27 protein-coding genes are annotated in these 25,887 nt (G+C 69.4%); 20 read left to right on the forward strand and 7 right to left on the reverse strand.

The window, feature by feature from the left end:
• The 6 genes from IAI54_RS14055 to IAI54_RS14080 all read left to right on the forward strand — a co-directional run bounded on the left by IAI54_RS14055 (position 1) and on the right by IAI54_RS14080 (position 4,505).
• Positions 1 to 939 carry a fumarylacetoacetate hydrolase family protein gene (locus IAI54_RS14055; protein WP_210321254.1) on the forward strand — a complete coding sequence of 313 codons (939 nt, stop codon included), beginning with the start codon at positions 1 to 3 and terminating at the stop codon, positions 937 to 939.
• A 50-nt stretch (positions 940 to 989) separates the two neighbouring features.
• Positions 990 to 1,928, forward strand: a complete 939-nt coding sequence (gene kce, locus IAI54_RS14060; protein WP_187972934.1) for a 3,5-dioxohexanoate:acetyl-CoA acetone transferase — start codon at positions 990 to 992, stop codon at positions 1,926 to 1,928.
• Positions 1,928 to 2,422: an OsmC family protein gene (locus IAI54_RS14065; protein WP_187972935.1), complete on the forward strand. Its 495-nt coding sequence runs from the start codon at positions 1,928 to 1,930 to the stop codon at positions 2,420 to 2,422. The genes kce and IAI54_RS14065 overlap by 1 nt, the downstream gene beginning before the upstream one ends.
• 1 nt (position 2,423) lies before the next feature.
• The gene (locus tag IAI54_RS14070; protein ID WP_187972936.1) at positions 2,424 to 3,446 is read left to right on the forward strand and encodes an SMP-30/gluconolactonase/LRE family protein; all 1,023 of its coding nucleotides are present in this window, start codon (positions 2,424 to 2,426) and stop codon (positions 3,444 to 3,446) included.
• A 194-nt stretch (positions 3,447 to 3,640) separates the two neighbouring features.
• Entirely contained in the window at positions 3,641 to 4,006 is a 366-nt protein-coding gene (locus IAI54_RS14075; protein ID WP_187972937.1) for a hypothetical protein, read from the forward strand.
• Positions 4,007 to 4,157: 151 nt separating this feature from the next.
• Positions 4,158 to 4,505 carry a hypothetical protein gene (locus IAI54_RS14080; RefSeq protein ID WP_187972938.1) on the forward strand — a complete coding sequence of 116 codons (348 nt, stop codon included), beginning with the start codon at positions 4,158 to 4,160 and terminating at the stop codon, positions 4,503 to 4,505.
• Positions 4,506 to 4,709: 204 nt separating this feature from the next.
• Here the strand turns inward: IAI54_RS14080 and IAI54_RS14085 are convergent, their stop codons facing one another.
• The 6 genes from IAI54_RS14085 to IAI54_RS14110 form a co-directional block, all read right to left on the reverse strand.
• The gene (locus tag IAI54_RS14085; protein ID WP_187972939.1) at positions 4,710 to 5,096 is read right to left on the reverse strand and encodes a hypothetical protein; all 387 of its coding nucleotides are present in this window, start codon (positions 5,094 to 5,096) and stop codon (positions 4,710 to 4,712) included.
• 169 nt (positions 5,097 to 5,265) lie between these two features.
• Positions 5,266 to 6,333, reverse strand: coding sequence for a hypothetical protein (locus tag IAI54_RS14090; protein ID WP_187972940.1), 1,068 nt, complete (start codon positions 6,331 to 6,333; stop codon positions 5,266 to 5,268).
• A gap of 99 nt (positions 6,334 to 6,432) precedes the next feature.
• Positions 6,433 to 7,041 (reverse strand): cysteine hydrolase family protein, encoded by a 609-nt coding sequence (locus IAI54_RS14095; RefSeq protein WP_187972941.1) that lies wholly within the window; start codon positions 7,039 to 7,041, stop codon positions 6,433 to 6,435.
• Between the two features lie 197 nt (positions 7,042 to 7,238).
• Positions 7,239 to 7,745: a YciE/YciF ferroxidase family protein gene (locus IAI54_RS14100; RefSeq protein WP_187972942.1), complete on the reverse strand. Its 507-nt coding sequence runs from the start codon at positions 7,743 to 7,745 to the stop codon at positions 7,239 to 7,241.
• A gap of 196 nt (positions 7,746 to 7,941) precedes the next feature.
• Entirely contained in the window at positions 7,942 to 9,558 is a 1,617-nt protein-coding gene (locus tag IAI54_RS14105; RefSeq protein WP_235679052.1) for a methyl-accepting chemotaxis protein, read from the reverse strand.
• A 4-nt stretch (positions 9,559 to 9,562) separates the two neighbouring features.
• Positions 9,563 to 9,877 carry a hypothetical protein gene (locus IAI54_RS14110; RefSeq protein WP_187967802.1) on the reverse strand — a complete coding sequence of 105 codons (315 nt, stop codon included), beginning with the start codon at positions 9,875 to 9,877 and terminating at the stop codon, positions 9,563 to 9,565.
• Positions 9,878 to 10,792: 915 nt separating this feature from the next.
• On the opposite strand from IAI54_RS14110, the gene IAI54_RS14115 reads away from it, so the two are divergent.
• The 10 genes from IAI54_RS14115 to IAI54_RS14160 are packed head-to-tail and all read left to right on the forward strand — an operon-like array spanning position 10,793 to position 20,565.
• Positions 10,793 to 11,617, forward strand: coding sequence for a GntR family transcriptional regulator (locus tag IAI54_RS14115; protein ID WP_187967803.1), 825 nt, complete (start codon positions 10,793 to 10,795; stop codon positions 11,615 to 11,617).
• On the forward strand, positions 11,553 to 12,587 hold the full coding sequence (locus tag IAI54_RS14120; RefSeq protein WP_210321125.1) for a BMP family lipoprotein: 1,035 nt from the start codon (positions 11,553 to 11,555) through the stop codon (positions 12,585 to 12,587). The genes IAI54_RS14115 and IAI54_RS14120 overlap by 65 nt, the downstream gene beginning before the upstream one ends.
• A 20-nt stretch (positions 12,588 to 12,607) precedes the next feature.
• Positions 12,608 to 14,146: an ABC transporter ATP-binding protein gene (locus IAI54_RS14125; protein ID WP_187967805.1), complete on the forward strand. Its 1,539-nt coding sequence runs from the start codon at positions 12,608 to 12,610 to the stop codon at positions 14,144 to 14,146.
• Positions 14,143 to 15,204, forward strand: coding sequence for an ABC transporter permease (locus IAI54_RS14130; RefSeq protein ID WP_187967806.1), 1,062 nt, complete (start codon positions 14,143 to 14,145; stop codon positions 15,202 to 15,204). Before IAI54_RS14125 ends, IAI54_RS14130 begins: the two co-directional genes overlap by 4 nt.
• Positions 15,201 to 16,097, forward strand: a complete 897-nt coding sequence (locus tag IAI54_RS14135) for an ABC transporter permease (protein ID WP_187967807.1) — start codon at positions 15,201 to 15,203, stop codon at positions 16,095 to 16,097. Before IAI54_RS14130 ends, IAI54_RS14135 begins: the two co-directional genes overlap by 4 nt.
• Before the next feature lie 2 nt (positions 16,098 to 16,099).
• Complete coding sequence (locus tag IAI54_RS14140) at positions 16,100 to 16,666, forward strand: cysteine hydrolase family protein (protein WP_187967808.1); 567 nt, start codon at positions 16,100 to 16,102, stop codon at positions 16,664 to 16,666.
• The gene (locus IAI54_RS14145) at positions 16,663 to 17,541 is read left to right on the forward strand and encodes a carbohydrate kinase family protein (RefSeq protein WP_187967809.1); all 879 of its coding nucleotides are present in this window, start codon (positions 16,663 to 16,665) and stop codon (positions 17,539 to 17,541) included. The genes IAI54_RS14140 and IAI54_RS14145 overlap by 4 nt, the downstream gene beginning before the upstream one ends.
• Before the next feature lie 3 nt (positions 17,542 to 17,544).
• Positions 17,545 to 18,303: a nucleoside phosphorylase gene (locus IAI54_RS14150; RefSeq protein ID WP_187967810.1), complete on the forward strand. Its 759-nt coding sequence runs from the start codon at positions 17,545 to 17,547 to the stop codon at positions 18,301 to 18,303.
• A 34-nt stretch (positions 18,304 to 18,337) separates the two neighbouring features.
• A complete protein-coding gene (locus IAI54_RS14155) occupies positions 18,338 to 19,105 on the forward strand; it encodes a sugar isomerase domain-containing protein (protein WP_187967811.1) in 768 nt (255 codons plus the stop codon).
• Positions 19,106 to 19,110: 5 nt separating this feature from the next.
• Positions 19,111 to 20,565 (forward strand): aldehyde dehydrogenase family protein, encoded by a 1,455-nt coding sequence (locus IAI54_RS14160; RefSeq protein WP_187967812.1) that lies wholly within the window; start codon positions 19,111 to 19,113, stop codon positions 20,563 to 20,565.
• A gap of 319 nt (positions 20,566 to 20,884) precedes the next feature.
• On the opposite strand, the gene IAI54_RS14165 is transcribed toward IAI54_RS14160, so the two are convergent.
• Positions 20,885 to 21,394 carry a MarR family winged helix-turn-helix transcriptional regulator gene (locus tag IAI54_RS14165; protein ID WP_187967813.1) on the reverse strand — a complete coding sequence of 170 codons (510 nt, stop codon included), beginning with the start codon at positions 21,392 to 21,394 and terminating at the stop codon, positions 20,885 to 20,887.
• Between the two features lie 214 nt (positions 21,395 to 21,608).
• Between IAI54_RS14165 and IAI54_RS14170 the strand changes: the two genes are divergently transcribed.
• From IAI54_RS14170 to IAI54_RS14185, 4 genes are all read left to right on the forward strand, one after another.
• Complete coding sequence (locus IAI54_RS14170; protein WP_187967814.1) at positions 21,609 to 22,817, forward strand: cytochrome P450; 1,209 nt, start codon at positions 21,609 to 21,611, stop codon at positions 22,815 to 22,817.
• 49 nt (positions 22,818 to 22,866) lie between these two features.
• The gene (gene dctP, locus IAI54_RS14175) at positions 22,867 to 23,976 is read left to right on the forward strand and encodes a TRAP transporter substrate-binding protein DctP (protein ID WP_187967815.1); all 1,110 of its coding nucleotides are present in this window, start codon (positions 22,867 to 22,869) and stop codon (positions 23,974 to 23,976) included.
• A gap of 76 nt (positions 23,977 to 24,052) precedes the next feature.
• The gene (locus tag IAI54_RS14180) at positions 24,053 to 24,565 is read left to right on the forward strand and encodes a TRAP transporter small permease (protein WP_187967816.1); all 513 of its coding nucleotides are present in this window, start codon (positions 24,053 to 24,055) and stop codon (positions 24,563 to 24,565) included.
• Positions 24,565 to 25,881 (forward strand): TRAP transporter large permease, encoded by a 1,317-nt coding sequence (locus tag IAI54_RS14185; RefSeq protein WP_187967817.1) that lies wholly within the window; start codon positions 24,565 to 24,567, stop codon positions 25,879 to 25,881. The genes IAI54_RS14180 and IAI54_RS14185 overlap by 1 nt, the downstream gene beginning before the upstream one ends.
• The last annotated feature ends 6 nt before the right edge of the window (positions 25,882 to 25,887 follow it).

Raw genomic sequence — 25,887 nt, forward strand, 5'->3', positions numbered from 1 at the left:
GTGCGTCTCGCCACCGTCGTCGCCTCGGGCCGCGAATTCGTGGCAGCCGTTCAGTCGGAAGGCCGGCTCCTCGACCTTGCGCATGCCGCAAGGCTGGCGGGGCAGGACGGGTCCGCCTTCGCCACCATGCAGGCGCTGATCGAGGCCGGTCCGGACGGACTGGACGCGGCGCGCGGCCTGCTCGCCGCACCGCCCGCCGAGGCCCTGGTGGAGGAAGCGTCGGTGGTCTTCCGCGCGCCCCTGCCCCGCCCGGTGCGAATGCGTGACTGCCTGGCCTTCGAGGCGCATCTGCGCAATGCCTACGACCAGGCGGAAAAGCGGACGGGCAAGCGCTATGAAATCCCCGCGGTCTGGTACGAGCAGCCGATCTACTACAAGTGCAACCATCTGTCGGTGATCGGCCACGGGCAGGACACGCTCTGGCCGTCCTACTCGTCCTTCATGGACTACGAGCTGGAGCTCGCCGTCATCATCGGCACCGGCGGCGTGGACATTCCGGCCGAGCGGGCGATGGAGCACGTCTTCGGCTACACGATCTTCAACGACATGTCGGCGCGCGACGCGCAGCTGAAGGAGACGCCCGGCCAGCTCGGCCCCACCAAGGGCAAGGATTTCGACACCGGCAACATCCTCGGCCCCTACATCCTCACGGCCGACGAAGTGACGCATCCGGTCGCGCTCGACATGGAGGTGCGCGTCAACGGCGAGCGCTGGGGCGGGGGAAACTCGCGCGACATGCACCACTCCTTCGCGCGGATCATCTCCTACCTCTCGACCTCCGAGTCGCTCTTCGCCGGCGAGGTGATCGGCTCGGGCACGGTCGGCACCGGTTGTGCGCTGGAGGTCGGCCGCCAGCTGGCGCCGGGCGACGTGATCGAACTCACCGTCGAGCGCATCGGCACGCTCAGGAACCGCATCGTGAAGCCACGGCCAAGCTGACGGCGCCGGACTCGCGAGACGAAAACGACAGACACATCAGGGAGGACCCCATGGCCCGCAAGAACGACAAGATCATCATCACCTGCGCCGTCACCGGCGGCGTCCACACGCCGACCATGTCGGACGCGCTGCCGATCACGCCCGACGAGATCGCCAAGCAGTCGATCGATGCGGCCGAGGCCGGTGCGGCGATCCTGCACCTGCACGCCCGCGACCCCGAGACCGGCAAGCCGACGCCGGATCCGGAAGTCTTCATGCAGTTCCTGCCGCGCATCAAGCAGGCGACCGACGCGGTGGTGAACATCACCACCGGCGGCGGGCTCGGCATGACCGTGCAGGAGCGGCTGGCGGCACCGCTCAAGGCCGAGCCGGAACTCTGCTCGCTCAACATGGGCTCGATGAATTTCGCGCTGCACCCGATGGCCGGCAAGTACAAGGAGTGGAAGCATTCCTGGGAGAAGCCGTACCTGGAAGCGACGGACGACTACATCTTCCGCAACACTTTCCGCGACATCGCCTACATCCTGCAGCATCTCGGCGAAGGCTGCGGCACGCGCTTCGAGCACGAGTGCTACGACATCGGCCACCTCTACAACCTGGCCCATTTCGTCGACAAGGGCCTGGTGAAGCCGCCCTTCCTCGTCCAGTCCATCTTCGGCATCCTGGGCGGCATCGGTGCCGAGGTCGAGAACGTCGCCTTCATGAAGCAGACCGCCGACCGGCTGTTCGGCGACGACTACGTCTGGTCGGTGCTGGCGGCGGGCCGCTTCCAGATGCCCTTCATCACGCAGGCCGCCCTTCTCGGCGGCCACGTGCGCGTCGGGCTGGAGGACTCGCTCTACATCGGCAAGGGAAGGCTTGCCGGCTCGAATGCCGAGCAGGTGGCCAAGATCCGCACCATCCTCGAGGAACTCGGCCACGGCATCGCGACGCCGGCAGAGGCCCGCGCGATGCTCGCCCTCAAGGGCGGCGACCGGGTGGCCTTCTGATGAACGCCCCCGTCACGGACAGGGCGGTCGTGCAGTTCGACTGCACCGGCCACGCCGTCGGCAAGATGCGCAACGAACTGTCGGTCACCATGGTGCAGCCCTTCCCCGAGGGGCCGTTCGAGATGGCGACCGACGAGGGTTCCTTCCACGGCGGAGATGCCTCGGCGCCGCCGCCGCTGGCGCTGTTCGTCGGCGCGCTGACCGGCTGCATCATGACGCAGATCCGCGCCTTCGCCAAAAGGCTCGGCGTGAAGATCGACGACCTGAAGGTCGAGACGCGGGTGCAGTGGAACTGGCAGGCGGTGGGCCCGGTCTACGAGACGGCGCCGAAGGCCTTCGAGATCGACGTGCTGATCGACAGTTCCTCGCCGCAGGACAAGGTGATCGAGCTGATCGAGACCGCCAAGAAGGGCTGCTTCATCGAGCAGACGCTCGGCCGGCACAACACGATCCGCCACCGGATGAAGACGGCGGACGGCTGGAAGGAGGTCTGAGATGGCCAATCCGATCGACGGCTTCACCGTGACGAAGGCCGACATCTCCTATGTCGGCCACGATCTGCAGCGGCCAGAATGCATCCTTGCCGAGCGCGACGGCAGCCTGTGGGCCGCCGACGCGCGCTCGGGCGTCATGCACATCAAGCCGGACGGCACGCAGGAGCTGATCGCGCAGAGCCACGCCGACGCGTTTGCGACCGCCACCGACGAGGCGACGCGCTTCACGCAGGGGACGCTGCCGAACGGTCTCGCCTTCGCCCGCGACGGTTCGATCTACATCTCCAATTTCGGTACCGACTGCCTGGAACTGATGACCCGCGCGGGCCAGACCAGGGTGCTGATCGACAAGGTCGACGGCCAGCCGATCGGCAAGGTCAACTTCGTCCTGCGCGACTCCAGGGACCGGCTCTGGGTGACGGTCTCGACCCAGATCCGGAACTGGATGGAGGCGGCGAGCCGCCGCGTCGAGGACGGGTCGATCCTGCTGGTCGACGGCGACACGGTGCGCACGGTCGCCACCGGCATCGCCTTCACCAATGAAATCCGGCTCGATGCGAAGGAGGAGTGGCTCTACGTGGTGGAGACCACCGGCCGGAAGATCACCCGCTTCCGGGTGGCGGCCGACGGCTCGCTGTCGGAGCGCCAGACCTTCGGCCCCGAGGACCACGGCGCCTTCATCGACGGCATCGCCTTCGACGCCCACGGCAATCTCTGGGGCACGCATGTGATGACCGACCGCATCTTCGCCATCACCCCGGAGGGCGAGCTCAGGATCATCCTCGACGACGACAATCCGGAGGCGAGCCGGCGCCTGCTCGACGCCTTCGATCGCGGCGCCGCCACGCCCGACCTGATGCTGGCCGCCGGCGGGACCATCGCGCCCTGGTTCGCCAGCGTCACCTTCGGCGGCCCGGACCTGAAGACGGTCTACATCGGCTCGCTGCGCGGCACGAGGATCCCGTTCTTCCGCAGCCCGGTGGCCGGCCTGCCGATGGTGCACTGGAACGACCCGCGGCCGTGAGGCGGGATCGGGCGCGGACCGACGACCAGGCCGCCGGCGGCTTCCTCGGGACGTCGGGTGCGGTGGAGTGCGGCACAACTGCAACGCGTCCGCAAGATTGTATCGGAGGCAGACGGAAGTCCCCGCAACGCGATTGCAACCGGCCGTGATCTCGCTACTCTCGATGGAAACATCGAGGAAGGGGGAGTATCGTCATGCGTGCGGAAGTCTTCATTCTGGCTGTGTCACTGACGGGGGCTGCGATCCTTTCGCCGCTTGCTGGCGCACGGGCCGGATCGCTGGCGGGCAGCGAGGGCGAGGTGAAGCGGCGGCACATCTTCGACAATCTGGAGTACGGGCCGTGCAAGGACGGCTACAGGAAATACGTCGCCGCTGGCGGCCACTCCGCCTACGCCTCGTCGCCGAGCGGTTTCGGCAACGAGGCCTATGTCTGCTCCTGGCGCCTGAACTTCGCCACCAAGGCCAAGGCGGAAGCCGCCGCGCTGGCCGATTGCCGGGCGGGCGTGAAGAGGTACAGGCACGAGGTCTTCGGCCCCTGCGAGGTCGTCGCGTCGAAGTAGTCCCGCCGACCGGCGCCGACGACCGGCGATGGTCCGAAGGGGCCTGCAGGCGCATGAGCCTGTCGATATGCGGGTATGGAGCCCGCAACCGTCCCGCGAATCGAGAAGCTTGGGGCCAGAGGAGGACGTGAGGGTGGGTTCAGGACGCAGGATGGCTGGACTGGCCATCGCCGGCGCGGTGATCGCCGCCTCGCTCGCGCCGGCGCAGGCCGGTTCGCTCGCGGGAGACAAGGGCGAGGTGCGACGGGCGCCGCGTTTCGGAACCATGGTCCACGGCCCCTGCGAAGGCGGATACGACCGCTACGTCGCGGCGTCCGGCCATTCCGCCTATGTCAGCACGCCCGACGGCTACGGCAACGAGCATTTCATCTGCTCCTGGCGGCTGAACTTTCCGTCGAAGGCGGCGGCCGAGGACATGGCGCTGAAAGACTGCGAGGCCGGCCTGAAGAAATACAAGTTCCCGATCTTCGGACGCTGCGCGGTGCTGGCGTCCAAATAGAGCCGCTCGCGGAAACGGGACCCGCGCCACCGGACGGGAGCGGGTGGAGGTTTCCGACCCGCTAATGGCGCCGGCACCCAAAGGTTGCAGGCGCAAGAGACTGGCGCGACCCGTCAGGCACGAGGCGATCCGCCGGCGGATCGCCTCGCCATCCGGAAGCGAAGCGCGATGGGTCCGGCCGGGATGCTCCCGCGCACCGGAGCCCTATTCCTCGAGCACGATCTCCTCCGTCTGGCCGCCCTCGCAGACGTAGCAGCAGTCGGCGCAGCTCTCGGCATTGCCGGGGCCCACGCCCCAATAGGTGCTCTCGTCGCCGTCGATCCAGGCCCCGTAGCAGATCCGCTCGCCTTCCTCGCAGGCCAGCGACATCTCGCGCGCTTCGCCGTCGTCGAGGTAGAAATCCTGGCCCCTGCCCGGCCAGACGTGATCGCGGTCCTGGCTGTAGAGTTCCACGCGTACGGCGTTGGGGTGGTTGTTGCGGATGACGAAGGTGACGTCGGATGCCTTGGCTGGAATGACGGACGGCAGCAGGCAGACGGCAGACAGGGACAGGAGCGACGCGACGAGACGGCGCGCGGGCATGCGAGACATCGGAAGAACCCCCTCAGGAACGCGGCCGGATGGCCGCAGCATGATCATCGCACGCCGGCACCGGCGCGAAAAGACCGACGCGACGCCGCGCACAAAAATCGCTGCCGTCCGGCACGGCCGCACCCCACACGCGCGTCCCGGAGCTTGCGGCGGACGGACAAGATCGCGGTCAGCCCGGGAGCAGCGCGCGCAGCCGCAGCTTCACGCCGAGCCGCAGGGACAACCAGCGGGCGCCATGGTTCCAGCGCCACTGGTCGAGCACCGCGACGGACCGCCCGACCGCCCGCATGCCGCCCGGCGCGGCGTGAGCCGTCAACAGCGCGGCGACGCGGACCGGATCGGCCGCCTCCAGCAGGCCGCGCACGACGTCCGGCTGCTGGCGCAGCATGTCGGCCAGCACCGAGAAGCCGGAGAACCCGGTGCGCCTGCCGCCGCGCGCGTCCACCGCGGTGAACACGAAACGGCGGCTCAGCGCGATCGCGAGGAGATCGGCGAACAGGTCGACCGCCGCCTTGCGGGGTTCCGAGAGCCGGCTCCAGTGCAGGCCTTCGCCGCCCGTGTCCGGGACCTCGGCGACGCTCAGGATCGTGCTCGCGGCGAAGACCTCCGCCGCCCGCCGCTTCACGTCAGCCGCATCGGAGCAGACGAGCAGCTGCCGGCCGGCGAAGAGCCGCCGGCAGCGCCGGAACAGGCGCAGGTAGTCGGTCGACAGATCGGTGTTGCGCACGTGGATGGCGTCGTAGTCGCCGCCGAGCGGCAGCAGCCGCGCGGTCACCGCATCGGCGATCCAGGGTGAGAGCGCCACGCGCCCGAGGAACCCGAAGCCCCGCTTTCCGCCGCCGGGCTGCTCGTGCACGAGAAGGGCCTCCGCATGGTCGCATTCGAGATCGAAGACGATGCGCTGCCGCGAGTCCCGCTCCACCGTTGCTCCGAGTTCGGTATCCCAGACGGAGACGTAGGTGGAGATGCGGCCCGCCAGTGCGGACGGCGCAACCGACGCGCAGCGGTCGAGTTCCTGCGCCAGACCTGCGGTGAGGCCGAGGACGGGCGGCCCGAAATCCTCACGCGGCAGGAAGACCTCCCCGAAAGGCAGCCTGAGCCCGCAGCGCGAGGTGTCGACGATCAGCGTACGGCCGAAGCGGGCGGCGTACCGCCGGCACAGCTCCAGCTGCACCAGCGTGTCGTTCAGACCGCCATTGGGGCGGCAGAGCAGATATCGCGTGCCGTCTTCGACCATCGCATGTCCTTCGCGTCCGCGCCGCTAGCACGGTCGCCGGATCGATGCCAGACGCCCGCGGAGCCGCGCCACGGTCCGCCCGCATCCCGGTCCGGGAAGTCAGGACCAGCCCGAAAGGATTTCCTCCGTCGCCGCGACCTCAACCTGCTCGCTGAAGCGCGACGCGTAGAGCAGCATCGCTGCATCGTGGGTGCTGTCGGCCGAGCCGCAGACCGCATCGGCGGCGATGACGACGCGGTAGCCGCGGTCGACGGCGCCGAGCACCGTTGCAAGCACGCAGACATCGGTCTCGCCACCCGAGACGACCAGCGTGTCGATCCCGCCCGATGCCAGCAGGGCATCGAGCCGCCCCTCCGTCCAGGGCGAGTAGACCCGCTTGTCGAGCACCGCCGCCGGTGGAGCGAGGCGCGCCAGCGCCGGCAGGAGGTCGACGAGCTCCGGCGCCACGTGCCGCAGCGTCAGGGCTTCCCATTTGCGATAGTAGCGTTTCCAGGCGCCGGGCGCCGTCTCTGGATCCGTGGCGGGCACGAAACGCGTGAAGACGGTGCGCCGCGCATGCCGCGCCGACAATTCCTCGACCGCCGGGAGGACACGTTCCATCCAGGGATTTCCCCAGGGCGCACCCGGCATGAAGATGGCCTGCATGTCGATGCAGACGTGCAGGCAGTTCGGCCCCAGCGGGCCGTGGACGAGACCGGAAGCAGCCATGGCGACTCTCGGGGTGCCGGAGGTCGGGGACAGTGTCGGTGCGCCGTACGGCCAAGGCCGATGCCTGAGGAAACACCGCGGCGGCACATCGCCGCCAGCACCGACGGCCGCCCTTCACCCGAGGGGGGGGCAGCGCCGGGCTTTTCAGGCGGCTCTCGCGGCGGGTTGGGGCCCCGCCGCGGGCCGATGTTGCGTCGTCAGGCGGCCTTCTTCGACTTCGCCCGCGCGTTGGCGGAGGAATCGGCGAGCTTGGTGAGATCGCCGTCGGTCTTGGACTCCTCCTGCAGGGTCTGATCGAGCAGGTCGGCGGCATCCGTCATGCCGAGTTCCGTCGCCCAGCGCTTCAGGGTGCCGTAGCGGGTGATCTCGTAGTGCTCGACGGCCTGCGCCGACGAGATCAGGCCGGCGTCGAGGGCTGCCGTGCCCTTGAACTCGTCCATGATCTCCTCGCCCTCGGAGATGATGCCCTCGATGGCGTCGCAGGTCTTGCCCTGGGCGCGCTTGCCCATGATCTCGAACACCTGCTGCAGGCGCTCGATCTGGCCCTGCGTCTCCTGGTGGTGCTTGTCGAAGGCGGCCTTGAGTTCGTCGGACTGCGCGGCGCGCTTCATCTTCGGCAGTGCCTTCAGGATCTTGCGCTCGGCGTAGTAGATGTCCTTGAGCGTATCGTGGAAGAGGTCTTCCAGCGTCTTTTCCTTCGCCATGGTCATGTCCCTTTCGCGGAATGATGGGTTGGAGGTCACATCCGTGACCGACCGAGCACCAAACGGCCGAGTGCGGTGCCTGTTCCGGAAAAGGTCGGCGATCTTTGCGAAGCGCGCACGCAGAGGACGCAGCGACGCGGCGCAGGCGGCGACAGAGGCGGTGGAGGGACGCCCGTGCCGCCGACCGGCTGCGCCGTCAGGCGGCGCGTGCGGGACGGAACGCGGGTTCGCTGCCGGCAGTGCGGAACCGGGCGATCATGCGCGCCAGTTCCTCGGTTTCGATCGAGAGCTTCTGCGCCGCGGCGGCGCTCTGTTCGACCATGGCGGCGTTCTGCTGGGTGACGCGGTCCATGCGGTCGGCCGCGGTCGAGACTTCGCGGAGGCTGCCGGCCTGCTCCCGCGCGCCATCGGCGATGTGGGCGACGAGATCGCTCATGGCCACGACCTGTTCCATGATCCTGGCGAGCGCCTGCCCGGAGGCGGCGACGAGTTCGACGCCGGTCTTCACCTGATCGCCCGAAGCCGAGATCAGCCCCCTGATCTCCCGCGCCGCTTCGGCCGAGCGCTGCGCCAGCCCGCGCACTTCCTGGGCAACGACGGCGAAGCCGCGGCCGGCCTCGCCGGCGCGGGCGGCCTCCACACCGGCGTTGAGCGCCAGCAGATTGGTCTGGAAGGCGATTTCGTCGATCACGCCGACGATCTTGGACACCTCGGCCGAGGAGGACCGGATCACGCTCATGGCGTCGACGGCGCTGCGCACGACGGCGCTGCCGCCGTCGGCATCCGTCCGCGCGGCGTCGGCAAGCTGCTGCGCGCGGCCGGCCGCGGTGGCCGTCTCGTTCACGCCCTGCGTCACGGCACCGAGCGCGGCCACCGTTTCCTCGAGGCTGGCCGCCTGCTGCTCCGTGCGCGTCGACAGGTCGCCGGAGGCGGCGGTAATCTCGGCCAGCCCGCCGCGGATCGTCGCGACGACCTCGACCGTCGCACCGATCGTCCGCATCAGCTGGCCGATGGTTTCGTTGAACTTGTGCCGGAGCGCCTCGTAGGCGACCGGGGCCGGATCCAGCAGCCGCACCGTCAGGTCGCCGTCCGCGATCCGGCCGAGGCCCCGCTCCATGTCGGCGACGAACCGGCGGAGATCGGCGGCCTGCGCCTCCTGCCTTCGCATCTGCTCCTCGCGCTCCGCCTGCTGGCGTTCGCGCAGGGCGAGGGTCTCCCGTCCGGCGGCGTCGGCGCGGCGCTGCTCCTCGCGCATGGCCTCGCCCGTGCGCGCGATGCTGTCGAACATGCCGCCGACCCGCCACGCCACCCACAGCAGCGCCGCCGCCTCGACGACCAGGATCACGGCATGCACGAGAAAGCGGATCATGTCGGTGCCGCCCGGATAGATGGCTGCCGGGAAGGCGAAGTTCAGGACGAGGTGATGCACGGCGGTCGTCAGCGTCGCGGCGACGATGGCGCGCCAGTCGAACGTCGCGCCGATCAGGGCGAGGCCCGCGAAATAGGCCATGTGCATGTCGACCTGCAGGGGATTGCCGGCAAGTGCGGCGACCAGGAACGACACGTTGGCCGCCACCGCCACGCCGCAGATCGCGCTCGCCGCCGCCTCCAGCGCGGGCCGCCGCGCAAGCGCCGTCGCCAGCACGGCAAGCGTGAGCGAGGCCGCCAGCATCCCGAAGCCGGTGGTGCCGTTGAGGATCTGCGCCAGACCGATCAGCGGCAGCGCGCCGAACTGCCCGACCGCGATGGCCTTCACCATGCGGCGTCTGTGCAGGCCGAGATCCCGGAGCGCGTCGCCCGTCGTGGAGTTCATCGTCTCATCCTTCATCTGGCCCCGTCGGCGCACAGCCGACGGCCGCGGCATCCACGAGGAAAATCGCACCGGCAGCCCGCAGCCTGTCGGCGACGGCCGGATCGGTGAAGCCGACCACCATCACGAACGGCGCCCGTCCCGCGTCGAGCAGGGGTCCCGCTCCCGCCGCCGCCTCGAAGGCGCGCCCTGCCGGCCACCAGGGCGGAAAGACGGCTGCGATCGTCGCGGAGCGCCCGAAGGACGGCGCCGGGACGGCCGCCACGAGGCTCCCGACCAGGGCCGCAGGGACGAGCCCGGCCGCAGCCATGGTGGAGACCATCGTCGCTCGTCGGCCGGCGCCAGGTTTCTGCATGAGGACTGTTTTAGGCACTTCTGGTAAAAGAAGCGTTCAGGAGCAGCACACCGCGGCCCGGCATCGGAAGGCCGATGAGATGATCGCGCCGGACCGGCCTCCGACGAGGTTTCGGTGCACGCCCCGGCGGGAGGGGCGACGCTCGTGGTGCATTTCCAGGAACATGTAGTCGGAGTTTCGACCCACGCCCCTGCGGGAGGGGCGACGCCGAGGATTTCCCCGTAGACAACCCAGCAGCCGGACGGACGATGGCCGCGGACGCCAGGGTGCTCCGTTCCCGTGGCGCGTCCTTCGGCATCGTCATCCTCGGCGGAGCAGGCCGAAGGCCGTCGCGCAGACCCGGGGGGCCATGCGTCGTTGGAAGACGATCAACGGAACGATGGAGAAGGAGAGGGTCCGTCCTGCACCGGAGCGAGGCGTCGCCGACGAGGCATGGATCCCGGATACGTCGTCCTTCGCTGCGCTCGGACGCCCTCCCGGGATGACGAAGGTGGGAGGCGCCGGGCGAGAGCGGAGGCGGGATCGGCGGCGGTCGCCTTGCCCGCGTCATTCCGGAAGACGAGCCGCGCGGAGCGCGGAGCGGCTGTCCGGAATCCATTCCCGACGTCGATCGCGTCAGGCTTCTTCCTGCGGACGTCACGGAATGGATTCCGAATCCGGACGCCTCCGCTGCGCTCGGCGACCGGTCCGGAATGACGCGGCGCGAGGGGGGACGCCCGACGCTGCCGGTGCAGCAGAGGTGACGGCGACGTGCGGCGCCGTGCCGATGCCGCTCGGCCTGGAGGTGCTCCGACGCGTGACGCACTCGGTCTGCCAGCGAAATCCACTTGCAAGCCGCCTCACGATCTGCTCAGTTGACTGGACAAGATGGCATGGACAAGCATGATCAAGGCCGGAACCCGCGCAGGACCGCTCTATCTGCAGATCGCCGAGGGGCTGAAGACCCAGATCGGCGAGATGGGACCGGGCGCGCGCATTCCGAGCGAGCCGGAACTGGCGAAGCTGTGGGGCGTCAGCCGCTTCACCGTGGCGAAGGCCGTGGAACAGCTGGTCGAGGAAGGGCTGGTGACGCGCCGCCAGGGCAGCGGCTCCTTCGTGGCCGAGGCGCCGCTGCGGCGGGCGCCGGGCTACCTGCTCTCCTTCACCGAGGCGGTCGAGGCCGCGGGTCACGTCGCCTCGCACCGGCTGCTCGCCTTCGAGGCGGCGGACTGGGAGGACGGGCTGCCCTACGCAGCCGGAACGCCGGTCATGCTGCTCGACCGCCTGCGGCTGGTCGACGGCCGCGGCGTCGCGCGGCACCGCTCGATCCTGTCGACGGAAATCGTCGCGGAGACGCGGCTGACGCGGGCGATCGCGTCGGAGCCGGGCTTCTCGCTCTACCGCCATTTCGAGGCGCACGGCCTCGTCGTCGCCAGCGCGACGGAACGGCTGGTGGCCTGTCCCGCCTCCGAGCGGGACCGCACGCTTCTGGGTCTCGAGGGCGACGCGGTCGTCGTCGCGGTGACCCGACACTCGTTCGCCGCCGACGGCACGCCGCTCGATGCCGTCAGCGCGATCTATGATGCCCGCCGCTACTCATACGAGGCTCTCCTCGTCCGGCAGCATCATGTGGGGAACATCAAGAATGGCAAGGAGTACCAGCATGATCAGAACATTGGCGATCACCGTGGCCACATCGGCCCTCGTCTCGGCCCTTGGGACAACTAGCGCCCTGTCGGCGGAGAAGCCGGTCGCGCTCGTCATCTCGCAGAGCGGCCTCGGCGACCAGTCCTACAACGACCTCGCCTATGAAGGCTTCAAGCGCGGGCTCGAAGCCACCGGTCTCGAGGGCAAGCCGGTCGAATCGCGCGACGTGGTCGCCCAGGCCGCAGAAATCCTGCGCCGCGCCTCGGACGCCGATTTCGGCCTCGTCATCGACCTCGAATATTCGCACGGCGAGCCGATGCTCGAGGTGGCCAAGGACTATCCCGACACCAACTACGTGATCCTGAACCAGGTCCGCGAGGCGCCGAACGTCGCCTCGGTGCTGTTCCAGGAACAGGAAGGATCCTACCTCGCCGGCATGCTGGCGGCGCTGGTCACCACCGACACCTCCATCAAGGGCATCACGCCGGAGCCGATCATCGGCGTCATCGGCGGCACCAAGTCGGCCGGCATCGACAAGTTCATCGCCGGCTATGTCGAGGGCGCCAAGGCCGCCAATCCCGACGTGGTGGTGAAGGTCGCCTATTCCAACAACTTCGCCGACCCGGCGATCGGCCTGCAGATGACCAAGGCCATGTTCGAGGAAGGCGCCGACATCGTCTACCAGGTCGCCGGCGGCACCGGCATGGGCGTCATCCAGGCCGCCAAGGAAGCCGGCCGCTACGCCATCGGCGTCGACACCGACCAGGACGGGCTGGCCCCGGGCAACGTGCTGACCAGCATGATCAAGCGCACCGACGTCGCGGTCGAGACCCTGATCAAGGACTATGCCGCGGGCAATTTCCCGAGCGGCAAGACCATCGCCTTCGGCCTCGCCGAGAACGGGGTCGGCCTGTCGGAGATGAAGCACACGAAGGACCTGATCCCGGCCGCCTATCTCGAAAAGGTCGAGGCCGCGAAGCAGGACATCCTGTCGGGCAAGATCAAGGTCTGGAACGTGGTCGAGCAGGGCTATCCCGATTACCTGAAGTAAGCCTTGGGATCCGGCCTTCCATGCAGACGGCAGAGACGATGCCGGACCGGTCGGTCCGCCTCGGGGCGCAGGGCGTCACGCGGCGGTTCGGCCCGGTGCTGGCCAACGACGCGATCGACTTCCGGGCGCGGCGCGGAACGGTGCACGCCATCGTCGGCGGCAACGGCGCCGGCAAGTCGACGCTGATGCGGATCCTGCAGGGCGTGGACCGGCCGGATTCCGGCGTCATCCTGCTCGACGGGGAACCGGCGACCTTCGCCGGCCCCGCCGACGCCTTCGCCCGCGGCGTGGGCATGGTGCACCAGGAGTTCATGCTGGCGCCCGGCCTCACGCTGCTGGAAAACCTCATGCTGGCGGCCGAACCGGTGGACGGTCTCGGCCGCATCGACCGCGCGGCGGCGCTCGCCAAGGCCCGCGCGCTGGAAGCGCTCGCCGGCGTCTCTCTCGACTGGGACACGCCCGCCGAAGACGCGCCGGTGCATGTTCGCCAGATCGTCGAGATCCTGCGCCTGCTCTACCGCGGCGCCGACGTGCTGATCCTCGACGAGCCGACGGCGGTGCTGGCGCCGGCGCAGGTGCGCGAGCTGATCGCGCTGCTGCGCAAGCTCCGCGACGAGGGGCGCACCGTTCTCTTCATCAGCCACAAGCTGGACGAGGTGCTGACCGTGGCCGACGAGATCACCGTCATCCGCAACGGCCGCGTCGTCGCCAGCCTGCCGCGCTCGTCGGCCAGCCGCGAGAGCCTGGCCGAGATGATGATCGGCGAGGTGCTGGCGCGGCCACAGCCGCGCGCCGTATCGGCCGGCGCTCCCGTGCTGGAGATCGCCGGCCTGTCCGCCCGCGACCTGCGCGGCAACGCCGCCCTGTCCGCCTTCGACCTCACCGTACGGTCGGGCGAGATCGTCGGTATCGCGGGCGTCGCCGGCAACGGACAGGACGAGATCGTCGCCGCAATCACCGGGCTCGGCTCGGTCGATGCCGGGTCGATCCGGTTCGGCGCCACCGACCTCGCCGCGCTGACGCTGGCACAGCGGCGGGCGCTCGGGCTCGCCTATCTCAGCCCCGACCGCGCGGCGGAGGGCCTGTGCCTTGCCGCCTCCATCGCCGAGAATGCCATCGCCGGCCACCACCGGCGGCCGGAACTGTGCTCCCACGGCATCCTGCGCCGGTCAGCCATCGCGCGCCACGTCGAAGACCTGCTCGACCGCTATTCGGTCAAGCGGGCATCCGACCGCCAGCCGGCCGGCAGCCTGTCGGGCGGAAACCAGCAGCGGGTGGCAGTCGCGCGCGAGCTCGACGGCGATCCGAAACTGCTCGTCGCCTGCCAGCCGACCCGCGGCGTCGACATCCGCGGCATCGACTTCATCCACCGCTGCCTGATCGACTATCGCGACCGCGGCGGCGCCGTGCTGCTGGTCTCGGAGGAACTCGAGGAACTCGTGACGCTGTCGGACCGCATCGTCGTCGTCTATGGCGGCAGGATCACCGGAGAAGTGGCGCGCGGCGCCGCCGGGCTGGAGGAGATCGGCCGGCTGATGCTCGGAGGCAGGCAGGGATGAGCGGACAGGCCGTCGCCACGACACCCGCCGGACGCTCCGCCTTTCTCGGCATGCTGGAGCCGCTCGGCCCCCTGGTCGCGGCCTTCGTGGTGGCCGGGCTCGTGCTGCTCGCCGCCGGGCACAATCCGCTCGAGGTTTACGGGCTGCTCGCCACCGAAGCCTTCGGCAGTTCGCGCCGCATCGCCGCGACGCTGTCGGCGGCCACGCCGCTCATCCTGACCGGGCTCGCCACCGCCGTCGCCTTCCGCGCCGGCGCCTTCAACGTGGGCGTCGAGGGCTGCATCTTCGTGGGCGGACTGGCGGCGGCCACCGTCGGCTTCACCTTCGCCGGCCTGCCGGCCGCCCTCCTGCTGCCCCTGGCACTTCTGGCCGGGGTCGTCGTCGGCTCGCTGTGGATGCTCACGCCCGGCGTCCTCAAGGCGCGGCTCGACGTCGACGAGGTGGTGTCCACGCTGATGCTCAACTTCATCGCCATCAGCCTCACCGCCTGGCTGGTCAACGGCCCGCTGCTCGCGCCCGGCTCGGCCAATTCCGCCACGCCGATGATCGCCGACGCGGCGCGGCTGCCGAAGCTCATGCCGCCGTCGACGCTGAACGCGGGCTTCCTCATCGCCATCGCGCTGCTCGGCCTCTACGCGCTGTGGGGCAGCCGCACCGCGCTCGGCTTCGAGACGCGGCTGGCCGGCATGAACCCGCGCTTCGCCATCGCTTCGGGCATCGACGTTCCGATGCTGGTGATCAAGATGATGCTGCTGTCGGGCGCCATCGGCGGGCTGGCCGGCGGCATCCACGCGCTCGGCAATGTCGGCCGCTTCGTCGCCGGCTTCTCGCCGGGCTACGGCTTCACCGGCATCGCGGTGGCGCTGCTGGGGCGCGGATCGGCGCTCGGCATCTTCCTCGCCGCGCTGCTCTTCGGCGCGCTCGCCAATGCCGGCGCGACCATCCAGTTCTTCAGCGACGTGCCGATCGAGATCGTCGACATCCTGCAGGGGACCGTGATGGTCTTCGCGGTCGCGCAGCTCGGACGGCTCATCGTTCGGCGGAGGCGCGCGGCATGATCGACAACATCATCCATGCCGCCGTGGTGATGACCACCCCGGTGCTGCTCGCAGCCCTCGGCGGCCTGATCAACCGGGTCGGCGGCCTCGTCAACATCGGTCTCGATTCGATGATGCTGGCCGGCGCGCTGTTCGGGCTGATCGTGGCGTCGATGACGGGAAGCTGGCCGGTCGCGCTGCTGGCGGCGGCCGCGGCCGGCGGGGTGGTCGGTCTCGCCATGTCGCTGGCGGTGACGCGGCTGCAGGCCAACGAGATCATCGTCGGGCTCGGCTTCCTCGTCGCGGTCGCCGGTCTCGTCCGCTTCTTCCTGAGTGTCGCCTACGGCAGTTCGGGCACGCTCAGCCTCCCCGACGTCGCCCGCCTGCCGCGCATCGACATCCCCGTGGTGGCCGACATCCCCGTTCTCGGCGCGATCCTGTCGGGCCACGATCCGCTCACCTGGGCTGCCTGGGCGATGGTGCCGGTCACCGTCTGGTTCCTCGCCCGCACGAGGCTCGGCCTTCGGCTGCGTGCCGTCGGCGCAGCGCCCCAGGCCGCCCGCGCGCTGGGCCTGAACCCGCTGATGCTGCGCGACCTCTCGACCGTCTATGCGGGCATCATGTCCGGCCTCGCCGGCGCCTCGCTGTCGATCGGCGTGGTCGGCATCTTCAACGAGGGCATCACCGCAGGACGCGGCTTCATCGCACTGGCGGCCTTCTATTTCGGCCGCAACCGGCCCTGGGCGACCGCCGCCTGCGCGCTGCTGTTCGGCTTCTTCGACGCCTTCCAGATCCGCATGCAGGGGCGCGGCGTGCCGGCGGAACTGGTCCAGACGCTGCCCTACGCGATGGTGATCGTCGTCCTGACGGCCGTCGCCCTCGCCGCCCGCCGCGCCAAGGCAAGGAGAGCCTGACGATGACGATGCAAGCCCCGCGCACGGCGCTGATCCTGGTCGACGTGATCAACTCGTTCTTCGAGGCCGGCCAGCCGAACCATTATCCCGGCGTCGAGGACGTGCTGGAGCCGATGCGCGCGCTGCGTGCCGCCGCACGGCGATCGGGCGCGGTCGTCGTCCACGCCGCCGAGCGGCACCGGCCCGGCTTCGACGATTTCGAATGGCGCAAGCTGCCGGTGCATCACCTCGAAGGGGCGCAGGATGCCGGCTTCTTCGCCGACTTCGTGCCGCAGGGCGCCAACGAGACCGTCGTGTGGAAGCGCCGCTTCAGCGCCTTCTTCGCCACCGATCTCGCGCTGCTGCTGACCGAGCAGGGCGTCACCCGCGTCGTGATTGCCGGGGTGAAGACCAACGTCTGCATCCGCGCCACCGCGCAGGACGCCTTCGCCAACGGCTTCGAGCCCGTGGTGCCGCGCGAGGCGACGAATTCGAACCGGCCGCACCTGGCCGAAGCGTCGCTGGAGGACATCCACCGCTACATGGGCCAGGTCGTGCCGCTCGCCGAAGCCGTGGACATGCTGTCGTGACGGGCGGCATCGCCATCATCGGCTATGCGAGCCTCGACCACGTGGCCATGCTGGACAGCGTGCCGCGGCCCGGCCGCACCTCCACCATCCTCGCGCGCCCGCAGAACGCCTGGCCGCGGCTCGGCGGCAGCCCCGCCTACGTGGCGTCGGCGCTGGCGGCGGCCGGCGTGGCGGATGCGAAGCCGGTGAGCTGGATCGGCGCCGACGAGGCGGGCGACGCCTATCTCGAACAGCTGCGCGGCAGGGGCGTCCTGGTCGACGCGATGGCCCGCGTGCCGGGTGCACGCACCCCGATCGCCGTGCTGGCCTACGATCCCGACGGCGGCTGCGCCTGCCTCTACGATCCCGGCATGCCGAAGGATCTGGACCTGACCGCCGCGCAGCGCGACGCCGTGGCTGGGGCCGGCTGGCTCTGCGTCACCATCGGCCCAACCCGCGCGACGCTCGCGGCGCTCGACGCGCTTGGCCCCGCGGCGCGGCTGGCCTGGGTGGTGAAGGACGATCCCCGGGCGCTGCCGCCCGAACTCGCCGCCCGGCTCGCCGCGCGCGCCGACGTGATCTGCCACAGCCGGGCCGAGCGCGGCTTCGTCGAGGCGGCGTTCCGCGCGGCTGCCGGTGCGCGTCCGGGGCGCGTCGTGATCGAGACGCTCGGCGGCGAGGGCGCAGTCGTGACGCGCGACGGGACGACGCTGACCGTGCCGACCCTTCCCTTCGAGACGCCCGACCCGACCGGGGCCGGCGATACCTTCGCGGGCGGCGCCATCGCCGCTCTCGCGGGCGGCGAGACCGATCTCGCCGCCGTGGTCGGGGCGGGCCATCGGGCCGCCGCCACGCTGCTGCGCAGCCGCCTTTTTCCCACCGACGAAAGTGCCTGACCCATGACACAGGAAGAAAGCTCCGACCGCGCCTGGTACATCGGCGTATCGCGCGAGGAGGTCGGCGACGCCGCGATCCTCATCGGCGATCCCGCGCGCATCGACCGGATCGCCGAGCATCTCGAAAACCCGGCTTTCCCGCCCGTCAGCCGCGGCCTGCGCACCGTGACCGGGCTGCGCGGCGGGCGGCGCATCACCGCCGCCGCCTTCGGCATGGGCGCGCCGATCGCCTCGATCGTGCTGCACGAGCTCTACGCGCTCGGCATCCGCACCTTCCTGCGCATCGGCACCGCGATGGCGATCCCGCCTGCCGGGCTCGGCGACTTCGTGCTCGCCGACGGCGCCCTTCGGGCCGACGGCACATCGAACAGCTATGCCCCGCTCGGCTATCCGGCGATCGCCGACTTCGACCTGAACACGGCGCTGCGACGGCGCCTCGCGACCGGCGACCGCACCTGGCACGCCGGCATCTTCGGCACCTGGGACGGGTTCTACACCGAGATGTTCGGCCTCTCCGGTGCGCGCCGCGAGATGATCGGCAGCCTGAAGCAGGACATCGCGCGCATGGGCCTGATCGGCACCGACATGGAGACCTCGGCGCTGCTCGTCGCCGCCCGCATCCTCGGCGCGCGCGCCTCGACGCTCTGCGTCGCCACGGTGGATGCGCATACGCAGGAGAAGATCAGCGACGCGGCGATGGCGGAAGCCGAGATCGAACTGTTCGAGACCGCGCTCGACGCTCTCACCGCCCTGCCCGCCTGACCCTCCCGGCAAGAAGAACAAGAAGGACCAAGCCATGACAACGCTTCTCGACCGCTATTTCGGGTCGCTCGCCGAACGGCTGGAGACGGTGCGGACGACGCAGGCCGCCGCCATCGAGGAGGCAGCCGCGCTGTGCGCGGCAAGCATCGCCGCCGGCAAGCTCGCCTTCACCTTCGGCACCGGCCACGGCGCACTGCCGGCGCTGGAGAGCTTTCCGCGCACCGGCACCATCGTCGGCTTCCGCCCGATCGTCGAAAGCACGATGATCTCGTTCCACCACGTCTGGGGCGACATGGGAGCGCGGCAATACCGCTTCATCCATGCCCAGGAAGGCTACGGCAAGGCGATCCTGCGCTCGCACCAGATCGATCCCGAAGACACGATGATCCTGTTCTCGCATTCCGGCATCAACGCCGTGATCATGGACATCGCGATGGAGTGCAAGGAGCGCGGCATCAAGCTGATCGGCGTCACCTCCATCCCGCATTCCTCGTCCACGCCGTCGCGCCATTCCTGCGGCAAGCGGCTCTACGAGGTGGCCGACGTGGTCATCGACACCGGTATCCCCAAGGCGGACGCGGCGCTCTACATCGACGGGCTGGAGTCGCCGGTCGGCGCCTCCTCGACCAGCGTCACCATCGCCATCGCCCATGCCATCGTGGCGCTGACGGCCGAAAAGCTGGTCGCCGAAGGCATCACGCCGCACGTCATGGTCAGCCCCAACACGACCTCCAAGGAGGCCGCCAACCGGCAGAACGACGAGAACTACGAGGAACTCTGGCGCCGGCTGAAGGCACGGTGAGCGGCATGGACAGGAAACTCTTCATCGACGGCGCCTGGACCGAGGCCGCCGCGGGCGGGCGCGCCGAGATCCGCGACCCGGCCACCGGCGACCTCGTCGGCACCAGCGCCATCGCCACCCGCGCCGACGTCGACCGCGCGGTCGCCGCCGCGGGCAAGGCGCTGCCGGGCTGGGCCTCGACCCATGCCGACGAGCGCGCCCGGGTGCTGCACCGCGCGGCGGATCTGGTCGCGCAGCGCGCCCCGGCCATCGCCGACACGCTGACGCGCGAGCAGGGCAAGCCGGTGCCGGACTCGATGAAGGAGATCCTGTTCGGCGTCGAGGTCATCCGCTTCTACGCCGAGGAGGGCCGCAGGCTCGGCGGCTCGATCCGCCCGTCCGCGCGCGCCGACATCCGCAGCCTCGTTACCACGGCACCCGTCGGCGTCGTCGGCGGCATCGTGCCGTGGAACTATCCGGTCGATCTCTATGCCTGGAAGGTCGCCCCCGTGCTCGCCGCCGGATGCACGCTGGTGGTGAAGCCGCCGCACGAGACGCCGCTCGCGATCGGCCAGGTGGTCGAATGCTTCGTCGAGGCGGGCCTGCCGGCGGGCGTGCTGAACGACATCCCCGGCACCGGCCCGGAGGTCGGCGCGGCGCTGGCCGAGCACCCCGGCATCGCCATGGTGACCGCGACGGCCTCGGTTCCCGCCGGCCAGTCGATCATGCGCGCGGCGGCCGGCACGCTGAAGCGGCTGTCGCTCGAACTCGGCGGCCAATGCCCCTTCATCGTGCTCGACGACGCCGATCCGCAGGAGGCGGCAGCCGCTGCCGCGCGGCGTTCCTTCTCCAACATGGGCCAGATCTGCATCGCGGTGAACCGCATCCTCGTCGCGCGCGGAATCCACGCGCGCTTCGTCGAGGCGCTGGCGGAGGAGACGCGAAAGATCAGGCTCGGCCACGGCGTCCTGCCGGGCGTGCTCTACGGCCCGGTGCTGAACGAGAGCGTCCGCGCGCGGACCGACGCCCATCTCCAGGACGCGTTGCGGCGCGGCGGCAGGCTGGTAGCCGGCGGCGGGCGACCGGGCGGCGATGGCTACGACCGCGGCTTCTTCTTCCAGCCGACGGTCGTCGACGACGTTCCGGACGGCGCCCTCGCCCTGACGGAGGAGACCTTCGGACCGCTGGCGGCGATCAGGCCGGTTGCGGACGACCGGGAAGCGCTGGCCGTCGCCAACGCCCTCCCCTTCGGCCTCGCCGCCTATGTCTACTCCGGCGACCTCGAACGCGCCTGGAGCCTGGCGGAGCGGATCGAGGCCGGCGCCGTCGGCGTCAACGTCAACGACACCAGCGAACTCCACGCCCCCTTCGGGGGCTGGAAGATGAGCGGTATCGGCCGCGAACTCGGCCGCGAAGGCATCGAGGCGTTTCGCGAGTCCAAGCACATCAAGATGCGCGTGCGGGATCGCATGGGCCTGTGAAGCGGTCGGGGGGCCGCCGTGCGAGACCCGCCGCCGGCGCCGGATCGGCCGGCGGCCCCCTCGACCCGGCGGGTCGCAGGCCCCGTACCGGCGACTGAACCCTGATCTCCCGCCAGTGGCGCCGACCGGCACCGCCGATGCCGGCACACGCTGGCGACCCTGGCACCTGCGCCACCGATCGCGGCGGATGCAGTTGCTAAATAAACTAATTGCTATATAAACCACATCGGCAAGCCTGGGAGGAGAGCGAGCCGTGCATGTTCACGCGTCATCATTTCTGCGAAGAACGGCTGCCGGCATCGACAGCAGGGAGCGCGTCTCACGCCGTCGGCATGTCGCTGCGGCTTTCGACGATCGTGCGGTCGACGACGTCGACTTTCGCGAGGTTCCGCCGCATGCGCTCCATCAGGGCGAAGAGTGTGTCGCGGTCCGCCTGGTCGAATCCGTCCAGAAGGGCTTCCTGGCGGCGGTAGGCGATGGTGATGATCTCGTCGTGGAGCGCGGCCCCGCGCGGCGTCAGCCAGAGCAGACGGCGACCCTCCTCGAGCCGGGCCTGGACAAGCTTCAGTTCCTCGAGGCGCCTGGACGAGCGGCTCACCACCGACTTGTTGAGCGCGACCATCTCGGTGACGCGCAGCGCCTGGATGCCCGGTTCGTTGCGCAGCGCGGAGAGAATCCGCCACTCGTTCAGCCCGATGTCGAAGAGCTTGAGATAGAGCTGCGAGGCGCCCCAGGACAGTCTGTTGTTGAGCACCGAGAGATAGTAGGGCGCGTAGCTTTCGGCGCGAACCGACTTGCCGCCATCGGTGATGATTGGATCGTCGGTCATGGGTGATCTTCTCGTCTGGACCATCGCGTTTAACCCTGCAGTGCAGCGATTGCAAACCTCGCCGGCTACACGCCCTTGCCTGGCCGGGTTGCCGGAGCACCGGCATGGTGGCGCGACCGGCCCCATCCGGCGCCGTCCCCCGCAGCACCTGCAACAATTCGCTTGCTAAATAAATCGGTTGCTAAATAAACTCATGAAAGGAGGACCCCACGTCATGCCGACGAACGTGCCGCACGATCGGCCGGTGCTGGACATCGATCCGTTCAGCGACGAAGCGGTCGACAATCCGATCGAACTCGACCGCGCCATCCGCGCGGCCGGCGACGTGGTCTGGGTGCCGAAATACGGCTTCTGGGTCACGGGCCGTGACGCGGTCATCCGCGAGGTCTTCAACGACTGGCAGCGCTTCTCGTCCGCCTACGGCACCGGCCTGACCAACGTGCTGCGCGACGAGCCCTGGCGAAAGCCTTCCCGCATCCTGGAAGCCGATCCGCCGGTGCACACGCCCAACCGCAAGGTGCTGGCGCGCGTCCTGTCGATCGCCGCGATGCGCAAGCTGGCGGACGATTTCAGGATCATCGCGGAAGCCATGGTCGACAGGCTGATCGAGGAACGGCGCTTCGACATCGCGGCGGACCTCGCCTTCGCCTTTCCCTTCAAGGTGCTGCCCGAGTCCGTCGGACTGCAGCCGGAGGGGCGTCATCACCTGATGCCGTACTCGGAGCTGAACTTCAATGCGATGGGCCCGAAGAACGAGCGCTACCTTGCCGCGCGAAAGATCGTCGAGGAGCAGGGCACGTTCGAATACGTCGCCGCGCAGATGGCCGAGGAAAACCTGATCGAAGGCGGCTTCGGCGCGCAGATCTATGCCGCCGCCCATGCCGGCGAGATCACGCACGAGGATGCCGGCATGCTTGTCCGCGCCTTCATCTCGGCCGGCATCGACACCACGGTCTTCGGCATCGGCAACACGCTGATGGCCCTGATCGAGCGCCCGGAGCAATGGGACATCCTGCGGGCCGATCCGTCGCTGGCGCGGCAGGCCTTCGACGAGGGTCTGCGCTTCATGGCACCGAGCCCGGTGATCGGACGCACCACGCCGGCCGCCACCGAACTGGCCGGCGTAGCGCTCGGGGCGGAAGAGAAGGTGCTCATGTGGCTGGCCGCAGCCAACCGCGACCCCGCGCGCTGGGACCGGCCGGACGACTACGACATCCAACGCAAGACCGTCGGCCACCTCGCCTTCGGAACCGGCATCCACGCCTGCGTCGGCCAGATGGTGGCGAGGCTGGAGGCCGAGACCGTGCTCGCCGCGCTCGCCCGCAAGGTCAGGCGCATCGAACTCACCGACGCACCGGAGCGCGTCTACATCAACTGGCTGCGGGGCTATCACGCGATCCCGGTCGAAGTGACCCCGGCCTGACATTCCATCTGAACCGCGCCCGCAGGGGGCGCATCCTAGGGAGGACACCATGAAACGATCGATTCTCGGCGCCGGCGCGCTCGCGCTCCTGGCGACGGCGGCGGCAGCACAGGACCCGATCTACGGCTCCTGGCCGCCGGCTTCGGACTATCTCAACACCGACGCGCTGCCGGAAGCCTTCCGGCAGATCGAGGCGGAGACGGACGGCTCGCTCAAATGGGAGCTGATCGCGGGCGGCCAGCTGGCCGACGGCCGCGGCACGCTCGCAGCGGTCTCCGACGGGCTGATGCAGGGAGGCCTCCAGATCCCCGTCTACAATCCGGAGGCGATGCCTTCCTTCACGCTGCTCTATTCGATCGTCGTTCCGGGCGACAACACGGTCGCCGTCGCAGCCGCTGCCGCCGAGACGGTGTTTCTCAACTGCCCGTCCTGCCTGGAGGATGCGCGGAAGAACAACGTCGTGCCCTTCGGCGGCTTCGCCTCGGCCTCCTACCGGCTGATGTGCACGACCCCGGTCGCGAGCACCGCCGACATGAACGGCAAGCGCGTGCGCGCCACCGGCGGCTTCGCCGAACTCGCGCTGCTCGCCGGCGCGACGCCGACCTCCACCACGCTGACCGACGCCGTCGGCCTCCTGCAGAAGGGCGGCCTCGACTGCCTGATGGCCACGCGCGAATGGCTGCAGACCTATGGCTATGGCGAGTATGCCAAGCACGTCACCGACCTGCCGCTCGGCAATTCCGCGCCAGCCATCGGCTTCCTGGTGAACCGCGAGATGTTCATGGGCCTCTCCGACACCGAGCAGAAGGCGATGCTGCGGGCGTCCGCACGCGTAACCGCGAAGCACACGATCGGCAACTACGTGCTGCGCGACGAGGAGAGCTTCCAGCGGCAGGTCAAGGACAACGGCGTGCAGCTCGTGGCGCCCGCCGACGACCTCACGTCGCTGGTCGAGGGCTTCGGCAAGGCCGACCGCGATCGGCTGATCAAGGCCGGCGAGAAGCTCGGCGTCGAGAACCCGGAGGTCCTGATCGACACCTTCCTCGCCGCCGTCGAGAAGTGGAAGCCCATCGCCGCGGAGGTCGGAACCGACGTCGATGCGATGACGCAGCGCCTGTGGGACGAAGTCTTCTCCAAGGTCGACCCCGCCGCGCTCTGACGCGGCCATCCTCCCGGCCGGCGGCGCCCCCGGGCGCCGCCGATCGTCTTGCGCAGGCGGTGATGAGCTCGATGCAATGAAGCAGATCAATTCCCTGGCGATCCTGTTGTCCAACGCCCTGTTCTACGTGGCGATGGCGGCGGGCGGGCTGATGATGGTGCACGTCACGATCGACGTGGCGTCGCGCACGCTGTTCAACTACCCACTGCCCGGCACCGGCGAGATCACCGCCACCTACTACATGATCGCCGTGGCCTTTCTTCCACTGGCATGGGTCACGCTGCGCGACGAGCACGTCACCGCCGACATCTTCGTCGGCAACCTGCCGGCGGCCGCGAGGAACGTGATCGCGGTCGTCGTCGATCTCCTCGTCATCGTCTACGTCGCCGCCTTCGTGTGGCAGAGCTTTCTGTCGGCGATGGCACGCACGGATCGCGGCGAAGTCTGGGAAATCCTCGGCGGCTACCTCCCGGTCTGGCCGACGCGCTGGCTTCTGCCCGTCGCCGGCACCGCCATGGTGCTGGTGATGGTGTTCCGCCTGCTCGCCCGCCTGACCGGCCACCGCATCACGACGGGGGAAAAGCGCTGATGGACGCCCTCACCTTCGGCCTCTCCACCCTCGGGATCATCCTGGCGCTGATCGCGCTCCGGGTTCCGATCGGCGTCGCGCTCGGCGTGGTGTCGGTGCTGGGCCTCGCCTATGTCCGCAATTTCGGCATCGCCTGGTCGATCCTGCGCGAGACGCCCTTCTCCTTCGCGGCGAACTGGGATCTGACGGCCATCCCGATGTTCCTGCTGATGGGGGCGATCGCCAATCATTCCGGCATCTCGACCGCGCTGTTCCGGGCGGCGCGGCTCTGGTTCAGCGCCCTGCCCGGCGGACTGGCGGTCGCGGCCAACATGGCGTCGGTCGGCTTCGCCGCAGCTTGCGGCTCCTCGCTCGCCTCGGCCGCCGCGATGGGCCGCCTCGCCATTCCCGAGATGATGAAGGCCGGATACGACAAGGCGCTGGCCACCGGCGTGATCGCGTCCGCGGGAACGCTCGCCGCCGTCATTCCGCCGTCGATCCTGCTCGTGCTCTACGGCGTCTTCGCCGAAGTCTCGATCTCGCGGCTCTTGATCGCGGGCGTGGTTCCCGGACTGCTCACCGCCGTGGCCTACACGCTGCTGATCCTGATCCGCTGCCGGCTGAACCCGCAGCTCGCGCCGAGGCTCGACGACGCCGAACTCGCCACACTCCGGTCCGAGCGGCTGCGCGCACTGGGCGAGGTCTGGCCGGTGCTGCTGCTGATTGCCGGCGTCGTCGGTGGGCTCTACGGCGGCATCGTCACGCCGACCGAGGCGGGCGCGGTGGGCGCGGCCCTCGCCCTCCTCATCGCGCTGCTGCAGGGCCGCATGACCCGCGAGGCCTTCACCGAATCGCTGCGGGAAGCCATGTCGGCGACCGCCCAGATCTTCTTCGTCGGCATGGGCGCGGTCATGTACACGCGTCTGCTCTCGCTCACCGGCGTGTCGGGCCTGCTCACCGAGATGATGACCGGCTTCGCCGGCGATCCGCTGATGGTCATCCTGGCGATTTCCGCGATCTATCTGATCCTCGGCATGTTCCTCGATCCGCTCGGCATCATGCTGATCACCATGCCGGTGTTCCTGCCCATGATGAAGGCGCTGGGGCTCGACCTGATCTGGTTCGGCATCATCGTGGTGAAATATGTCGAGATCGGAATGATCACGCCGCCGCTCGGAATGAACGTCTTCGTCGTCAAATCCGTCGTCGGCGACCAGATTCCGATCTGGACGATCTATCGGGGCGTCGCCTGGTTCCTGGTGGCGGAGTTCTTCGTGATGGCGCTGCTGATCGCCTATCCGCAGATCACCCTCTTCCTGCCCGATCTGATGCGCTGACCGCTC

Source organism: Aquibium microcysteis, from assembly GCF_014495845.1.
In the GTDB taxonomy this organism is placed as follows: domain Bacteria; phylum Pseudomonadota; class Alphaproteobacteria; order Rhizobiales; family Rhizobiaceae; genus Aquibium; species Aquibium microcysteis.

What these genes read in the sequence shown, in the direction of transcription:
- IAI54_RS14070 (WP_187972936.1), top strand. Translation starts at nt 2,424, where the DNA reads ATGGCCAATCCGATCGACGGCTTCACCGTGACGAAGGCCGACATCTCC.
- IAI54_RS14155 (WP_187967811.1), top strand. Translation starts at nt 18,338, where the DNA reads ATGACAACGCTTCTCGACCGCTATTTCGGGTCGCTCGCCGAACGGCTG.
- kce (WP_187972934.1), top strand. Translation starts at nt 990, where the DNA reads ATGGCCCGCAAGAACGACAAGATCATCATCACCTGCGCCGTCACCGGC.
- IAI54_RS14130 (WP_187967806.1), top strand. Translation starts at nt 14,143, where the DNA reads ATGAGCGGACAGGCCGTCGCCACGACACCCGCCGGACGCTCCGCCTTT.
- IAI54_RS14135 (WP_187967807.1), top strand. Translation starts at nt 15,201, where the DNA reads ATGATCGACAACATCATCCATGCCGCCGTGGTGATGACCACCCCGGTG.
- IAI54_RS14110 (WP_187967802.1), bottom strand. Translation starts at nt 9,877, where the DNA reads ATGGTCTCCACCATGGCTGCGGCCGGGCTCGTCCCTGCGGCCCTGGTC.
- IAI54_RS14085 (WP_187972939.1), bottom strand. Translation starts at nt 5,096, where the DNA reads ATGTCTCGCATGCCCGCGCGCCGTCTCGTCGCGTCGCTCCTGTCCCTG.
- IAI54_RS14150 (WP_187967810.1), top strand. Translation starts at nt 17,545, where the DNA reads ATGACACAGGAAGAAAGCTCCGACCGCGCCTGGTACATCGGCGTATCG.
- IAI54_RS14115 (WP_187967803.1), top strand. Translation starts at nt 10,793, where the DNA reads ATGATCAAGGCCGGAACCCGCGCAGGACCGCTCTATCTGCAGATCGCC.
- IAI54_RS14100 (WP_187972942.1), bottom strand. Translation starts at nt 7,745, where the DNA reads ATGGCGAAGGAAAAGACGCTGGAAGACCTCTTCCACGATACGCTCAAG.
- IAI54_RS14065 (WP_187972935.1), top strand. Translation starts at nt 1,928, where the DNA reads ATGAACGCCCCCGTCACGGACAGGGCGGTCGTGCAGTTCGACTGCACC.
- IAI54_RS14125 (WP_187967805.1), top strand. Translation starts at nt 12,608, where the DNA reads ATGCAGACGGCAGAGACGATGCCGGACCGGTCGGTCCGCCTCGGGGCG.
- IAI54_RS14090 (WP_187972940.1), bottom strand. Translation starts at nt 6,333, where the DNA reads ATGGTCGAAGACGGCACGCGATATCTGCTCTGCCGCCCCAATGGCGGT.
- dctP (WP_187967815.1), top strand. Translation starts at nt 22,867, where the DNA reads ATGAAACGATCGATTCTCGGCGCCGGCGCGCTCGCGCTCCTGGCGACG.
- IAI54_RS14180 (WP_187967816.1), top strand. Translation starts at nt 24,053, where the DNA reads ATGAAGCAGATCAATTCCCTGGCGATCCTGTTGTCCAACGCCCTGTTC.
- IAI54_RS14120 (WP_210321125.1), top strand. Translation starts at nt 11,553, where the DNA reads ATGATCAGAACATTGGCGATCACCGTGGCCACATCGGCCCTCGTCTCG.
- IAI54_RS14075 (WP_187972937.1), top strand. Translation starts at nt 3,641, where the DNA reads ATGCGTGCGGAAGTCTTCATTCTGGCTGTGTCACTGACGGGGGCTGCG.
- IAI54_RS14185 (WP_187967817.1), top strand. Translation starts at nt 24,565, where the DNA reads ATGGACGCCCTCACCTTCGGCCTCTCCACCCTCGGGATCATCCTGGCG.
- IAI54_RS14080 (WP_187972938.1), top strand. Translation starts at nt 4,158, where the DNA reads ATGGCTGGACTGGCCATCGCCGGCGCGGTGATCGCCGCCTCGCTCGCG.
- IAI54_RS14095 (WP_187972941.1), bottom strand. Translation starts at nt 7,041, where the DNA reads ATGGCTGCTTCCGGTCTCGTCCACGGCCCGCTGGGGCCGAACTGCCTG.
- IAI54_RS14165 (WP_187967813.1), bottom strand. Translation starts at nt 21,394, where the DNA reads ATGACCGACGATCCAATCATCACCGATGGCGGCAAGTCGGTTCGCGCC.
- IAI54_RS14170 (WP_187967814.1), top strand. Translation starts at nt 21,609, where the DNA reads ATGCCGACGAACGTGCCGCACGATCGGCCGGTGCTGGACATCGATCCG.
- IAI54_RS14140 (WP_187967808.1), top strand. Translation starts at nt 16,100, where the DNA reads ATGACGATGCAAGCCCCGCGCACGGCGCTGATCCTGGTCGACGTGATC.
- IAI54_RS14105 (WP_235679052.1), bottom strand. Translation starts at nt 9,558, where the DNA reads ATGAACTCCACGACGGGCGACGCGCTCCGGGATCTCGGCCTGCACAGA.
- IAI54_RS14160 (WP_187967812.1), top strand. Translation starts at nt 19,111, where the DNA reads ATGGACAGGAAACTCTTCATCGACGGCGCCTGGACCGAGGCCGCCGCG.